Consider the following 13,208-nt stretch of genomic DNA (forward strand, 5'->3'; position numbering starts at 1 on the left):
TCATCCCTTCGCCCCCGAGTCAACCCCCAGGCGCCTAACGACCCCCGGCCCGGGGAAGTGACGGAATCAGTCGGGGTCGGAAGACCGGGGGCGGGAGACGGGGGGCGGGAGACCGGGGGCGGGAGAGGGGAGGCGGGAGCTCCGGGGCCATCGCCGCCGGGGTCCGGGCCCTCGTGTGGCGAGCGGTGAGCCGGGGGCGAGGACGCTACTCGGTGTGCAGGGCCGCCGCGATGGTCATCCGGGCCGCCGACCGGGCCGGGACCAGGGCGCCCAGGACGGCGATCGCGACTCCCGCCAGCAGCATCGCGGCCAGCTGCGGCGCGTGCCACACGTCCTTCATCGACTCGGGGAAGTCGACCACGCCGACGTTGTCGACGACCAGCCGGTGGGCCGCGACGCCGAGGGGGATGCCCAGCAGACCCCCGGCCACGCCGAGCCCGGCGACCGAGGTCACCGTCATGGCCACCACCTGCCGGGGTGTCATCCCGATGGACTTGAGCATGCCGAGGTCCCGGCGGCGCTCGCGGGTGTTGAGGAGCACGGTGTTGAAGACGCCGAGCGCGGCGACGACCGTCAGCAGGACCGTGAACACGGTCGAGAATCCGACGACCGTGGTGGTGGCCGCGTTCTGGGAGGTCCCCACCGTCGCGCTGAGCCCGGGATCGGCCGCCTCGACCGCCGCCGCGTAGGCCCGGGCGTCGGTGCCGGGAGCCAGCCGTACCGCGTACTCGACGGCTCGGGCGTCCGGCACGAGCTCCTCGTAGGTCGGCCAGCCGGCCTGCAGGGCGCGGGCGTCGCCCGAGACGAGTTGCCCCACGACGGTCACGGGGACCTGGGCACCGTTCAGTTGCAGGGTGACCCGGTCGCCGAGCCCCAGTCCGCGCTCGGTCAGGAACGCGGGTCCGGCCGCGATCTCCCCGGCCCCGTCCGGCATGCGGCCCTTGGCGAGGGTGAAGGCGTAGGCGGGGCCGTCCCCCCGGTAGAAGTCGGCGAAGGCGGGCTGGGTCTGCCCGCCCAGGCTGACCTGGGCCAGCCCACGGGCCCGTACGCTCTTCACGCCGGGCAGGGACCGCAGCCGTTCCTCGATCTGGGCGTCGCTGAGCCGGGGACCGGGCCGGCGGTGGTCCGCCTGCACGCTCACCGCGGGGCCGCCGTCACCTCGGCCGGCGTTGCCGAGCGCGAGCATCGTAGTGGTCAGCCCGGTCGCGAGGGTCACGGTGGTGACCCCGAGGACGATGGCCGCCATGGTCAGCAGGGTGCGGCCGGGGCGGGCGAACGGCTGGCCCAGGCCCAGGCTGACCGGGCGCGGCAGCGGGACGGACGCCAGCATGCGCTGGACGCGCAGTCCGCGCCCGGTGCGGGGGGCCCCGCCCGCGCTGATCGCCCGGGCCGCCGACATCCGGTGCGCCCGCAGCGCGGGGACCAGCGCCGCGAGCAGGACGAGGGCGGGCATCCCCAGCAGGCAGACGGCGGGCACCCACGGGGCTACGCCGAGGGACGCCCGGCCCGTTTCGATGCCGGAGAAGGCGACCTTCAGGATGGGCTCGGCCAGCGCGCTGCCGAGCAGGGTGCCGAGGGCGGAGCCGACGACGGCGGGTACGGACATCATCGTCAGGTAGACCGCGACCACCTGGTTCGGGGTGAAGCCGAGGGACTTGAGCACGCCGATGTGCCGGTAGCCGGAGACGACCGCTCCGCTGACCACGTTCCCGACGATCAGGACGGACACGAGGAGGCCGAGGACGCCGAAGAGCGTCATGAAGGGGAGGTAGGCGTCCGCCAGGGCTGAGAAGGCCTGCTTCAGGGTCAGGTGGGTCTGCGTGCTGGTCAGGGATCCCTCGGGCAGGCCGGCCGTGGCCGCGGCCAGTGCCGAGCTCAGCCGGGCTTTCGTGGACGGGTCCGTGAACCGGTAGAGCATCTGGGCGCTGGACGGATGCAGTGCGGCCATCTGTTCGGGTGAGACCCAGGCGCCGGCGGACTGGCTCATGCTGGCGGCGAACCCGACGACGGTCAGCTCCGGTCCGCCGGGGGAGGCCAGCTTCGTGCCCAGCAGCTCCGGGTAGGGCGAGCCGTTGTAGGACCAGTTGACGACGATCTCGCCGGGAGCCGTGGCCCACCGCCCGTGCAGGATCTCGACGCGGTCCACCGGGCCCGCCGGGTCGGCGCGGCCCACCACGGTGAGTGCGCCGGCCGGGTTCCCGAGCCAGCCGTCGGGCACCTCCACGACCGTCCGGGCGAACGGCCCCGCGGCGGCCTCCACACCGGGCCGCCCGGCGGTTTCCGCCAGCTGCTGCGTCGAGACCTTCGCGGTGTCGAAGACCGCCACGGTGTGCGCGCCGCGCTGGGCGGCGTACGCGGTGTCGAAGGGACCCGAGGTCGCGGCGAGCAGGGCCAGTGCGAGCAGGACGGTCGTGGTGGAGCAGAGCACGACGAGCCCGATGACGACGGTCTGGAGACGGCGGCGCTTGACCGCCGCGCGCGAGGCCCGCCACACGGCGCTCATGCCGTCGCCTCCAGGGCGCTCTCGCGGGCGACCCGGCCGTCGGCGACCTCGACCAGGCGGCTGGCGCACCGCGTGGCCAACTGCGGGTCGTGCGTGACGATCAGCAGGGTCTGGCCGATCTGGTTGAGGTCGATGAGCAGGTCCATCACCTGCTCACCGGAACGGCTGTCGAGGGCTCCGGTCGGCTCGTCGGCCAGCAGCAGGGCCGGACGGTTCATCAACGCCCTTGCCACCGCCACCCGTTGGCGTTCTCCGCCGCTGAGCGTCGCCGGATAGCTGTTCCGGCGGTCGGCGACGCCGAGTTCGTCGAGGAGCTCCAGGGCGCGGCGGCGCGCCTGCCGGGCCGAGGTGCCGGTCAGCTGGGCGGCCAAGGCCACGTTGTCCAGGGCCGGCAGATCGTCGATGAGGTTGAAGAACTGGAAGATCATGCCGATGTTGCGGCGCCGGAACAGCGCCAGGCCGGTCTCGCCGAGCTTCCCCAGGTCCTGGCCCCGCACCTCGACGGTGCCCGAGGTCGGCCGGTCCAGGCCGGCCACCATGTTGAGCAGGGTGGACTTGCCGCAGCCGGAGGGGCCCATCACGGCCACCGCGTCGCCGGCCCGGATCTCCAGCGACAGGCCGTCGAGGGCCCGCGCGTCGCCGTACTCCTTGTACACGCCGTCCAGCCGTACGACGACCTGCCGCGTACTGTCGTGAGGGATTGTCATGACCCGAACCTAAGGCGGCGTCCGCGTACGGGGCGTCAGCCCCCGGATGTAACCGGCCGGGCAGGTCATCCTGGGGATGTACGCGACCCGTCCGGCAGAATGACACCAGGTCGCGGGGGATGGGGAGTCAGGATGGCGTTGATCATCGCCGTGGTCGCGGCCTGTGTGTCCGCGGCCGTGGCCGGCGGGCTGGGCGTGGCGCTGCTGCGCGCCCGGCGCGGCCACCGGGCGGCGATCGGGGAGCGCGGCTGGCTCCTGGAACGGGAGCGGGAGAGCGCGGCCCGTACCGCCGTGGACGCCGAACGGGCCAGGATCGCGGCAGAGCTCCACGACATCGTCAGCCACAACGTGAGCCTGATGGTGGTCCAGGCCGGGGCCGCCCGTGAGGTGCTCACCACCCTGCCCGAGGAGGCCGCGGCGGCGATGGGCGCCGTGGAGACGGCCGGGCGCAACACGATGACCGAGCTGCGGCACCTGCTGGGCCTGCTCGCGCCCGCCCAGGACGGCGAGGACGAGCCGTACGGCGGCGGGGCCGGGGGTGGGGCCGGGGACGGGGCCGGCCCGGGGGCAGCGACGTCGTCCGCCCGGTCGTCACCGCAGCCGGCAGCTCAGCTGTCACCGCAGCCGGGCCTCGGCAGGCTGAGCCCGCTGATCGACAGATTCGCCTTCGCCGGGCTGCCGGTGGAGGTGCGGATATCCGGGGACCCGCGCCCGCTCCCGGCCGGGATCGACGTCACGGCGTACCGGATCATCCAGGAGGCGCTGACGAACGCGCTCAAACACGGAGACGGAGGCAGGACCCAGGTGACCGTGCGGTACGCGGAACACGCGTTGCGGGTGGAGGTGCTCAACGGCGGCCCCAGCGTGCTGGGTCCGCCGGGGGAGCGGCGACCGGACCGGCCCTCGCCGAAGGCGGACGGCACCGGGCGCGGCCTGCTCGGCCTGCGCGAGCGCGTCGCCGTCTACGGCGGGGACCTCGACGCGCGCCGCCGCCTCGGCGGCGGCTACCGGGTGCGCGCCCGCCTCCCCCTGGACCGGCCGTGAGCACGCCCCCGGACCCGGCGCCCCCCGTGCCGGCGCCCCGCGTGGTGATCGCCGACGACCAGGACCTCGTCCGCACCGGCTTCCGGCTGATCCTGACGGCGCGCGGGATCGACGTGGTCGGCGTGGCCGCCGACGGGGTGGAGGCCGTCGCGGCGGTGCGCCGGCTGCGCCCCGACGTCGTCCTGCTCGACATCCGCATGCCGAACATGGACGGCCTGCAAGCCGCCCGGCGCATCCTCGCCGAAGTCCCCGGCTGCCGGGTGATCATGCTGACCACCTTCGACCTCGACCAGTACGTGTACGCCGCCCTCGCGGCCGGCGCCAGCGGCTTCCTGCTCAAGGACGTCACCCCCGAACACCTCGCGGCCGCGGTGCGCCTTGTCAGTACGGGCGACGCGCTGCTCTCCCCCTCGATCACCCGCCGCCTGGTGGAACGCTGCGCCCCGGCGGCGTCCGGGCCGGACCGCAGCACGACGGCGGCCGCCCACCAGGAGCTGGCGGCGCTGACCCCGCGCGAACGTGAGGTGCTGACCCTGATGGGGCACGGCCGCTCCAACGCCGAACTGGCGCGGGAGCTGACGCTCAGCGAGGCCACCGTGAAGACACATGTGGCCCGCATCTTCGCCAAGTTGTCGTTGCGCGACCGGGCCCAGGCCGTGGTCCTCGCCTACGAGACGGGCCTGGTGACCCCGGGCGCGGTCACGTCCTCGTCCCGTTCGGTACGCCAGGAGCCCGCGGGGTGACCGGATCACCCCCGCTGTCACGGCCGGGCTTCGGTCCGCGTCGCGGCGGCGGCCGTGGTCAGGGCCTCGGCCATGGCCGTGGCCAGGGGCGTCGCATGGTGGCGCCGGGGCAGGACCAGGCCGATGTGACGGGCCGGGCGCGGGGGTTCGACGGGGATGACGGCCAAGCCCGGGGCCGGGGACAGCGAGACGTGCGGAACCAGGGAGACGCCCACGCCCGCCGCGACCAGCGTCTGGGCGAAGAAGTAGTCGGTGGTGGAGGCGGCCACCCGCAGGTCGAAGCCGGCCAGCCGCGCGTAGCGGCGTAGGAAGGCCTCCGTCTTGAGGCAGCCCAGCACCCACCGGTCGTCGGAGAGCTCGGCCAGGGCGATCGAGGGGCGGTCGGCGAGGCGGTGGCCGCGCGGCAGGGCCAGCCACAGCGGATCCTCCATCAGCGACACCCAGTCGAGCCCCGGCCGCTCGCCCGGACGCACGGGCGGCGGCCCGTCGAAGTGGTAGGCCAGCGCGAGGTCGGCCGCGCCGCCGCGCACCATCGGCACGGCGTCCTCCGGCTCGCACTCCCGCACCGTCAGCTCCACCTCCGGATGCGCGCCCACGAACCGCGCCAGCGCCGCGGGCAGCAGGTGCCGGCCGCCACTGGTGAACGTGGCGAGCGTGAGGCGCGGGCGCTCCGCCGTGAGCCGGTCGATGGCGTGGCGCACCTGGTCCAGCTCGGCGGATATCGCCTCCGCCGCCTCCACCAGCAGCCGGCCCGGCTCGGTGAGCGTGACCCCGCGCGTACTGCGCACCGCCACCGGGTGGCCGAGCGTGCGCTCCAGCGCCGCGACGTGCTGGGACACGGCCGAAGGGGTCAGGAGCAGCGCCCCGGCCGCCTTGTTGAAGCTGCCGTGCTCGGCGACCGCCCGCAGGACGCGCAGCCGTTGCACATCGATCATCGGTCTTCCCTCATGCCCGTTCAGCGGCTCACCGTACCGACGGGGACGATACAGCGGCAGTGACCGGAGCCGACGTGGGGCGGGCGGGCGCGGACCACGACCAGGTCCTGGAGATCAGCGAGGAACCGGATCAAGGGAGCCACCGTCTGAGACCCCGTGTGGATGAAACGAAGAATCCTGACGATCCTGTTCGCCCTGCTCGCGACCCAGGTGGGCGCCCTGGCCAACCCCGCCTACGCCTGCGGGTGCGGGGCCATGGTCACCGACGCCCGGTCCCGGATCGGCGTCGACCGCGAGACGTCCGTCGTGCGCTGGGACGGCCGCATCGAACAGATCGTCATGCGGTTCACCGTCGGCGGGGACGCGCCACGGGCCGCCTGGATCATGCCCGTGCCGGGGCGCGCGACCGTCGAGCTGGGTGACGGCCGCATGTTCGGCGAGCTGCGGGACCTGACCCGGCCCGAGCGCAGGACGCGCCACTACTTCTGGCCGCGCGACGGCGACTGGCCCTTCTCGTCCAGCATGAGCGACGGCGCCGGCGCCGCCCCCCTGGCCCCCGGCGCACCGGCCGTCGGGGTCGTCGGCCGCGAACAGCTCGGCGACTTCGACGTGGCACGCCTGACCGCCACCGACCCGGACGCCCTGAAGGGCTGGCTGGAGAGCAACGGATTCACGCTGTCCGACCGGCTCGCCACCGAGGTCAAGCCGTACGTGGACCAGAAGTGGGAGTACGTGGCGGTACGCCTCGCCCCCCGACAGGAGGGCAAGGTGCTGCGCGGCGAACTGGACCCGCTGAAGATCCGCTTCGAGAGCGACCGGCTCGTCTACCCGATGCGGCTCTCCCGGATGGCGAAGACCCCGCAGTCGCTCGGCCTGTACGTGCTGGCCGACCACCGCATGGAGCCCGCCACCCGGATCGGCGGTTCCGCGCCGAGGGTGACCTTCGCCGGCACCATCGCCCCGGACCACGGCCCGCTCGCCGACCTGGCGGGCGGCGCACCGGTGTTCCTCACGGCCATCGACCAGGAGTTCCCGGAGCCCGGCCGCATCGACGGCGACCACGAACTGCGCGCCACCGCCAAGGACACCCCCTACCGCCGGGCGGTCTACCGCAATGAACTGCTCACCGTCGCGGGCGGCGTCCCGGTCTGGCTCCTGACGGTGGCGGCCGTCCTGGTGGGCCTGGCGGCGTCGGCGTTCGCGCTGCTGCGCAGCCGTCGTCTGCGGGCCGCCGCCCGCACCGGCACGGCCTGAGCCGTGCGGGCCCCGGCCCGAGGGCCGGGGCCCGCAGGTCCGCCCGCTCAGAGGCGGGCGGGCGGCTGGGTCCGCCAGAACGCGCACTGGTGGTCCGCCCCGAACGAGGTGACCGTACGGGTCGCCACCGGATCGAGGGTGAGGACCGTACCGGCGTCGGCGTCGGCGCCGGCCGCCGGCCACGGGGTCTGACCCGCGACGGCGGGGACGCCGAAGCGTGCGAAGGCGGCCCAGTAGCGCTTCATCCGGTTCCCCAGCGCCACCTGCACCGGGGTCAGCGGGCGATCGCCCATGGTGAAGTCGTGCAGATAGGCCAGCTCGGCACTGTGCGCGTTCGACTCGTCCAGGCCCGGCACCTGCGCCCCCGCCAGCGTGGGCGACTGCGGGTCGTCGAACTCGTAGACGTACGTCGGCACTTGGGACGCGAAGAGCTGCGCCGTCCACGCCGTGTGGCAGGCGAAGGTCGAGTCCGTCAGCACGGCCGACAGCGCCAGATACGGCGAGCCGTGGTCCACGACCGGATAGCGGGCGAGCACCTCCGGTCCCGCCGCCCCGTACCCGGCCAGGACCTGCGCCGCGTACTGCTCCGCCGTCAGGTGAGGCTGCGTCAGGGCGACGAAGAACCGGGCCTCCGCACGGGTGCTCCCGATCAGGACCGGCACCTTGTTCCACGCGCCGCTCCCGATGGCCCGCGCGGGCTCGACCGGCAGCAGCCCGTCACCGGACGCCGGGCCCGAGGTGGGCAGCGTACGGGCCGCCTCGACCAGCGCCGCTCCCGAGGCGGCGCGCAGACAGCCGGCGACCTCGGCGGGCGCGCTGCACCCCGCCCCCGAGGCGAAGGCGCGGGCCTGCGCCTCGGCCGCCGCGCTGTCCGGCGTACGCAGCAAGGTGCACGGGCCGCTCTGCAGCACGGCCCGGTGGAACAGACCCGCGGCCGAAGGGGCGGCCAGCAGCGCGCAGACCGAACCGCTGCCCGCCGACTGCCCGGACACCGTGACGCTGCCCGGATCCCCGCCGAAGGCGTCGATGTTCTCCCGGGCCCACCGCAGCGCCGCCAGCTGGTCCATCAGCCCGAAGGACCCGGAGTCCCCCTCACCCTGTCGGCGCAGCTCCGGCAGGTCCAGATAACCCAGCTGCCCCAGACGGTAGTTGATGCTCACCACGACGCTCCCGGTGAGATCGGCCATGGTGCGCCCGCCGAACTGGGTGCCCGTTCCCTGGCTGTACGCGCCCCCGTGCATCCAGAAGATCACCGGGAGCCGGGCTCCGGGGCGGACGCCGCGGGGCCGGTACACGTCGAGGTACAGACAGTCCTCGCTGACGGCCCCCGGATCGCTCAGGCCGAACGGCGAGAACTGCAGGCACGCGGGCGCCTGCCGGGAGGCCTCCCGCGTCCCGTGCCACCGGGGCGGCCGCTGAGGCGCCCGTAGCCGGGCCTCCCCGACCGGGGGAGCGGCGTAGGGGATGCCGAGGAACTCCTGCGCCCCGTCCCGCGACTGCCCGCGCAGGGCGCCCTGGGCGACGGTGACCACCGGGCGCGGTGATCCGCCGGACGGTGACGCCGCCGCCGGTAGGGCCGAGGTGAGCAGGGCCGCCAGCACGAGGGCCGCGCCGAGCAGGACGCCCGGCCGGCGGTTCATGGGCGGAGCCCGGAGATCAGGGCAGAGGTCACGGCGTGGTCGGCCGGGCCGGTGTTCCAGTCGGCGTTCATCGGGCTGACGGCGATCCGGCCGGCGCTCACGGCCTCCACGTCGCCGCCCTTGGCCGCGGGCCGCAGGTCCACCTTCACGGCGACCTTCCAGGTGCCGTCGCCCGCGTCGGTGAAGTCCGGTTCGAGGAGGGTCTGCGGGTCCTGGAACGTCGCGGCCACCCCGGCGGCCGTGCCCTTGCCGTCGGCGCCGACGACGGGGTGGTTGACGTTCAGGCCGACGCCCTGAGGCAGCAGCGGACCCGACCGGGCCCGCACGCGCAGCCGGTCGATCAGCTTGACCGCGAAGTCGAGGGTGGGGCCCATGGCGTTGACCGTCGTGACCGGGTCGGGTGCGGCGACGCCCCCGGTGCTCAGCGCGATGGCGGGCACGCCGTGCTCCAGCGCGGCGACGGCGCCGCCGACCGTACCGGAGTGGGTGGCGAGCCCGGCGATGTTCGGGCCGAAGTTGGTGCCGGAGACGACCAGGTCGGGGGCGCGGCCGGCGAAGACCTCGGCCAGGCCGAAGGCGACGGAGTCGCCCGGAGTGCCGTCGACGGCCCAGACCTTCGGCTCGGGGTGCTTCACCGTGATCGTGGGGGCGCTCATCATCTTCGTACCCGTGCCGCTCTGGTTGGTGAGCGGGGCGACGATCGTGACGTCGTGTCCGGCGGCGGTCAGGCGCTCGAACGCCTTGCGGATGCCCGGCGCGTTGTAGCCGTCGTCGTTGGTGAGCAGGATCCGCAACGGGCCGTCCGGCGCGGGGGCCGGAGCGGGCGCGGTCTGCGGGGCGGCGGCGAGGGCGGGCGCCGTGCCGGCCAGGGCCGGGGTACACAGCATCAGGGCGGCCAGCGGCAGAACTCGCTTGCGTCTCACGGGGGACTCCTTCGGAGGGAGGGACGGGGCGGTGGGGCGGTGGGGCGGTGGCGCTGAGCGGGGGTGGCGAGGGTGAGCCGGGGTGGTGACCGGCGGGCGCGCGACCCTCGGCGCGCGCCCGCCGGAGTTCAGGCCGGGGCGGGGCCCGGGCCCGGGCGACGGCCCCGGCGAAGGGATCAGCGCACGCTGCGGATCGGGAGGATGGCGAGCGCGCCGATCAGGGAGAGGGCGCCGCCCACCAGGAAGAGCGGGGTGTAGCCGCCCAGGGCGGTGACGACGGCCGAGGCGACGAAGGGGGCGATGATCTGCGGGCCCGCGTTGGCGATGTTGAGGACGCCCATGTCCCGGGCGGCGTCCTCGGCCCGGGGGAGGACCAGGGTGACGAGCGCGGTGTCCACGGCCATGAAACAGCCGAAGGCGAGTCCGTTCAGCGCGCTGAAGACGAGCATGCCGGTCCAGGTCGGGCTGACCACCGGAACCACCATGACGAGCCCGGCCAGGGCGGCCGACACGCCGACGAACACCTTGCGGCGGTTCCAGCGGTCGGACAGCAGGCCGCCCAGCACGGTGGAGAGGGCCATCGCGACCATGGACACCGGAGTGAGGACCGCCATCGCGGCGGGCGGGGCGAGGCCGGCCGGCAGCGCGATGTGGTCGTCGAGGATGTACAGCTGGTAGCCGACGACGGAGAAGTAGCCGAGGACCATCAGCGCCCGGCCGATGAAGGCCCACCGGAAGTCGTGGTGGGCCAGGGCCGAGAGGAAGACGGCCAGCTGGGCGCGCGTGGGTCTGGCCGGCGCGTCGGCCGCGGGCCCGGTGCGCGGGACGTCGCGGCAGAAGCCGGTGAGCAGGAGGGCCGCCCCGGCGACGATCGCGCCGAAGACGAGGTAGCCGGTGCGCAGGTGCGCCACGGTCTGCGAGGCGACGAGTACCCCTACGGTGCCGCCGATGGGCAGCCCGAGCCCGACCAGCGCCGACGCGGTGCCGCGGCGGACCACGGGTATCCGGTCGGGCACGATCGCGGTGACCGCTGCCTGGTAGACGTTCATGGTGGCCTGAATCAGACACCACCCGATGCCGACGAGCAGCGCGGTGCTGACGCTGCCGAGAAAGGCGAGGCAGGCGAGCGAGGCGAGGGCTCCGCCCAGGATCCAGGGGTTGCGGCGACCGCTGCGGTCGGAGAGGGCGCCGGCGATGGGGTTGAAGGCGGTGGCGAAGATCGCGCTGATTCCACCGATCAGGCCCAGGACGGCGACCTTGTCGTCGGGAGCGACGGCGGCGATCTGCGTGGGCAGCAGAACCGAGCCGACGCCCATGTAGAGCGCCATCATGGCGGAGTTGGCCACCAGCAGCAGGGGCAGGAGCCCGCGCTGGCGGGGCGTTCCCGCTGGTGTGGGGACGGGGGTATCGACGGCTTCGTGCGTGGCCATGACGACTCCTCGGGGGACGGAGCGGGGAGGTGGCGTGCGTAGGGGAGAGGGGCGCCCCGAAAGCGGGCGCGGGGCGGCGAAATCACCGGAGGACGCGGCAGACGGACGCGGTGTACATCACGCTGTTACACGTGTCACCAAGTGCGTTGGAGACTGTGTAGCATCCATTTCCAGCCGCCGCCAAGGGCTGGAGCGGGTCGTTGTGCAGATCGTGACCGATTGCGGTGTGGTGGGCTGCCAGGACGTGTAACCCATCCGCGGCTGCCAAAATATCGCTGGTGATTGACGATCGCTAAAATCGCGCAATAATCTCGCTGTCGGCGTGCATCCCGTGCGCGACAGGCAGGAAGGAACGGCTCATGCCCCACACTCCAGGCCGGGAACAGCCAGTCGTGGAACTGCCCGCAGGGCGCCTGCGCGGCGCGATCGAGGGGGGAGTCGCCGTCTTCCGGGCCGTGCCCTACGCCGCGCCGCCCGTCGGCGACCTGCGCTGGAGGCCCGCACGGCCCCACGCCGGCTGGGGCGGCACGCGGGACGCCACCGCCGACGGCCTCAGCGCCCCGCAGATGTACCAGGAAGGCGGCGACCCGGTGCTGGGCGGACACGGCTCGCCCCCCTTCGACGAGGACTGCCTGACCCTCAACGTCTGGACGCCCGCCACCGACGACGCCCGCCGCCCGGTCCTCGTCTGGATCCACGGCGGCGGCTTCGTCTCGGGCTCCGGCTCCCTGCCCGGCTACTCGGGCGAGACCTTCGCGCGTAACGGCGACCTCGTCGTCGTGAGCGTCAACTACCGCATCGGGCCGCTGGGTTACCTCTACCTGGGCGAGGAAGAGGAAGACGGTGACGGCAAGGGCGCGGGTCAGCGTCAAGGCGAAGGCGCGCCCGCCGCCCCCGGGGGCAACTTCTGGCTCACCGACCAGCTCACCGCCCTGCACTGGGTCAAGGAGAACATCGCCTCCTTCGGCGGCGACCCGGAGTGCATCACCGTCGCCGGGCAGTCGGGCGGCGCGGTGTCCACGGCCGCCCTCGCCGGACATCCGCGGGCCCAGGGCCTGATCCGGCGCGTGATCCTGCAGAGCCCGCCCTTCGGCCTGGACCTTCCCGGCCCCGACGCCTGCCGGGAGCGCACCGCCGCCTACCTGGAACTGGCCGGCGCCAAGGACGCGGCGCACCTGCGCGCCCTGCCCTGGCAGCAGCTGATCGGGGCGGGCGCCGGGCTGTTCGCGCGGACCATGCGGTGGGGGTACTGGCCGACGCCCTTCCTGCCGGTGATCGACGGCGTCACCCTGGAGCGGCATCCGGCGCAGGCCCTGCTGCACGGAGCGGCGAAGGGCATCGACGTCATGATCGGCTGGACGCGCGAAGAGGCCAATTTCGGCTTCGCCCTCGATGAGGGATACGCCTCTGCCACCCGGGAGCAGGTGACCGACCGGATCGCGGAGACCTTCGGGGCCGAGGCCGCCGCGGACGTGTATGCGGCCTACGAGCACGCCCGGCCCGGCGCCCGTCCCGCGGACGTGCTCATGGACCTCATCACGGACGAGCTCTTCCGCGTCCCCGCCGTCCGGCTGGCCGAGGCCAGGGCCGAGTCGGGTCGCCCCGTGTGGGCCTACCAGTTCGACCTGCCCACCCCCGCGTACGAGGGCAGGCTCGCCGCGGCGCACTGCCTTGAGCTGCCCTTCGTCTTCGACAACTTCGACCAGTGGTCACACGCGCCCTTCCTGGCCGGGCTCGATCCCGCCGTCCGCGACGGCCTCGCGCACACCATGCACCAGGCGTGGATCGCCTTCGTCCGCACCGGCGACCCGAACCACCCGCAGATGCCGCACTGGCGGCCGTACGACCCGCAGGAGCGCACCACGATGCGCTTCGACGCGGTCGTGAGCGCCCTCGGTGACCTCGCGGGCGCCTCCCGGATCCTGCACGGGGCCGCCCCCACGTCCGTGCAGCCCTCCGCTCCCTTGATCTAACTCGTGTAACCTGACAGGAAGGAGCAAGCCCCACCAGAAGGAGCGTCGAGGGACGT

The 13,208-nt window shown here is 74.0% G+C and carries 10 protein-coding genes; 4 read left to right on the top strand and 6 right to left on the bottom strand.

Going from position 1 to position 13,208, the window contains the following annotated elements:
• Positions 1 to 205: 205 nt before the first annotated feature.
• Both AC07DU_RS02360 and AC07DU_RS02365 read right to left on the bottom strand, forming a co-directional pair.
• On the bottom strand, positions 206 to 2,503 hold the full coding sequence (locus AC07DU_RS02360; protein ID WP_479109186.1) for an FtsX-like permease family protein: 2,298 nt from the start codon (positions 2,501 to 2,503) through the stop codon (positions 206 to 208).
• Complete coding sequence (locus tag AC07DU_RS02365) at positions 2,500 to 3,210, bottom strand: ABC transporter ATP-binding protein (protein WP_453371059.1); 711 nt, start codon at positions 3,208 to 3,210, stop codon at positions 2,500 to 2,502. The genes AC07DU_RS02360 and AC07DU_RS02365 overlap by 4 nt, the downstream gene beginning before the upstream one ends.
• Before the next feature lie 132 nt (positions 3,211 to 3,342).
• Here AC07DU_RS02365 and AC07DU_RS02370 point away from each other — a divergent pair, with 132 nt between their 5' ends.
• Both AC07DU_RS02370 and AC07DU_RS02375 read left to right on the top strand, forming a co-directional pair.
• Entirely contained in the window at positions 3,343 to 4,254 is a 912-nt protein-coding gene (locus tag AC07DU_RS02370; RefSeq protein ID WP_479109188.1) for a sensor histidine kinase, read from the top strand.
• A complete protein-coding gene (locus AC07DU_RS02375) occupies positions 4,251 to 4,997 on the top strand; it encodes a response regulator (RefSeq protein WP_479030359.1) in 747 nt (248 codons plus the stop codon). Before AC07DU_RS02370 ends, AC07DU_RS02375 begins: the two co-directional genes overlap by 4 nt.
• Before the next feature lie 17 nt (positions 4,998 to 5,014).
• On the opposite strand, the gene AC07DU_RS02380 is transcribed toward AC07DU_RS02375, so the two are convergent.
• Positions 5,015 to 5,932, bottom strand: a complete 918-nt coding sequence (locus tag AC07DU_RS02380; RefSeq protein ID WP_479109190.1) for a LysR family transcriptional regulator — start codon at positions 5,930 to 5,932, stop codon at positions 5,015 to 5,017.
• A gap of 162 nt (positions 5,933 to 6,094) precedes the next feature.
• Between AC07DU_RS02380 and AC07DU_RS02385 the strand changes: the two genes are divergently transcribed.
• On the top strand, positions 6,095 to 7,186 hold the full coding sequence (locus AC07DU_RS02385) for a DUF2330 domain-containing protein (RefSeq protein WP_479109192.1): 1,092 nt from the start codon (positions 6,095 to 6,097) through the stop codon (positions 7,184 to 7,186).
• Between the two features lie 47 nt (positions 7,187 to 7,233).
• On the opposite strand, the gene AC07DU_RS02390 is transcribed toward AC07DU_RS02385, so the two are convergent.
• From AC07DU_RS02390 to AC07DU_RS02400, 3 genes are all read right to left on the bottom strand, one after another.
• Positions 7,234 to 8,826, bottom strand: coding sequence for a carboxylesterase/lipase family protein (locus AC07DU_RS02390; RefSeq protein WP_479109194.1), 1,593 nt, complete (start codon positions 8,824 to 8,826; stop codon positions 7,234 to 7,236).
• Positions 8,823 to 9,749, bottom strand: coding sequence for a 5'/3'-nucleotidase SurE (surE, locus tag AC07DU_RS02395; protein WP_479109196.1), 927 nt, complete (start codon positions 9,747 to 9,749; stop codon positions 8,823 to 8,825). Before surE ends, AC07DU_RS02390 begins: the two co-directional genes overlap by 4 nt.
• A 176-nt stretch (positions 9,750 to 9,925) precedes the next feature.
• Positions 9,926 to 11,179, bottom strand: coding sequence for an MFS transporter (locus AC07DU_RS02400; protein ID WP_479109198.1), 1,254 nt, complete (start codon positions 11,177 to 11,179; stop codon positions 9,926 to 9,928).
• Positions 11,180 to 11,538: 359 nt separating this feature from the next.
• Between AC07DU_RS02400 and AC07DU_RS02405 the strand changes: the two genes are divergently transcribed.
• A complete protein-coding gene (locus AC07DU_RS02405; RefSeq protein ID WP_479109200.1) occupies positions 11,539 to 13,152 on the top strand; it encodes a carboxylesterase/lipase family protein in 1,614 nt (537 codons plus the stop codon).
• The last annotated feature ends 56 nt before the right edge of the window (positions 13,153 to 13,208 follow it).

It is taken from the genome of Streptomyces sp. NPDC045695 (assembly GCF_056432025.1).

Excerpts from the sequence above, each read along its gene's own strand:
- AC07DU_RS02360 (WP_479109186.1), bottom strand. The coding sequence starts at position 2,503 with ATGAGCGCCGTGTGGCGGGCCTCGCGCGCGGCGGTCAAGCGCCGCCGT.
- AC07DU_RS02365 (WP_453371059.1), bottom strand. The coding sequence starts at position 3,210 with ATGACAATCCCTCACGACAGTACGCGGCAGGTCGTCGTACGGCTGGAC.
- AC07DU_RS02370 (WP_479109188.1), top strand. The coding sequence starts at position 3,343 with ATGGCGTTGATCATCGCCGTGGTCGCGGCCTGTGTGTCCGCGGCCGTG.
- AC07DU_RS02380 (WP_479109190.1), bottom strand. The coding sequence starts at position 5,932 with ATGATCGATGTGCAACGGCTGCGCGTCCTGCGGGCGGTCGCCGAGCAC.
- AC07DU_RS02385 (WP_479109192.1), top strand. The coding sequence starts at position 6,095 with ATGAAACGAAGAATCCTGACGATCCTGTTCGCCCTGCTCGCGACCCAG.
- AC07DU_RS02390 (WP_479109194.1), bottom strand. The coding sequence starts at position 8,826 with ATGAACCGCCGGCCGGGCGTCCTGCTCGGCGCGGCCCTCGTGCTGGCG.
- AC07DU_RS02400 (WP_479109198.1), bottom strand. The coding sequence starts at position 11,179 with ATGGCCACGCACGAAGCCGTCGATACCCCCGTCCCCACACCAGCGGGA.
- AC07DU_RS02405 (WP_479109200.1), top strand. The coding sequence starts at position 11,539 with ATGCCCCACACTCCAGGCCGGGAACAGCCAGTCGTGGAACTGCCCGCA.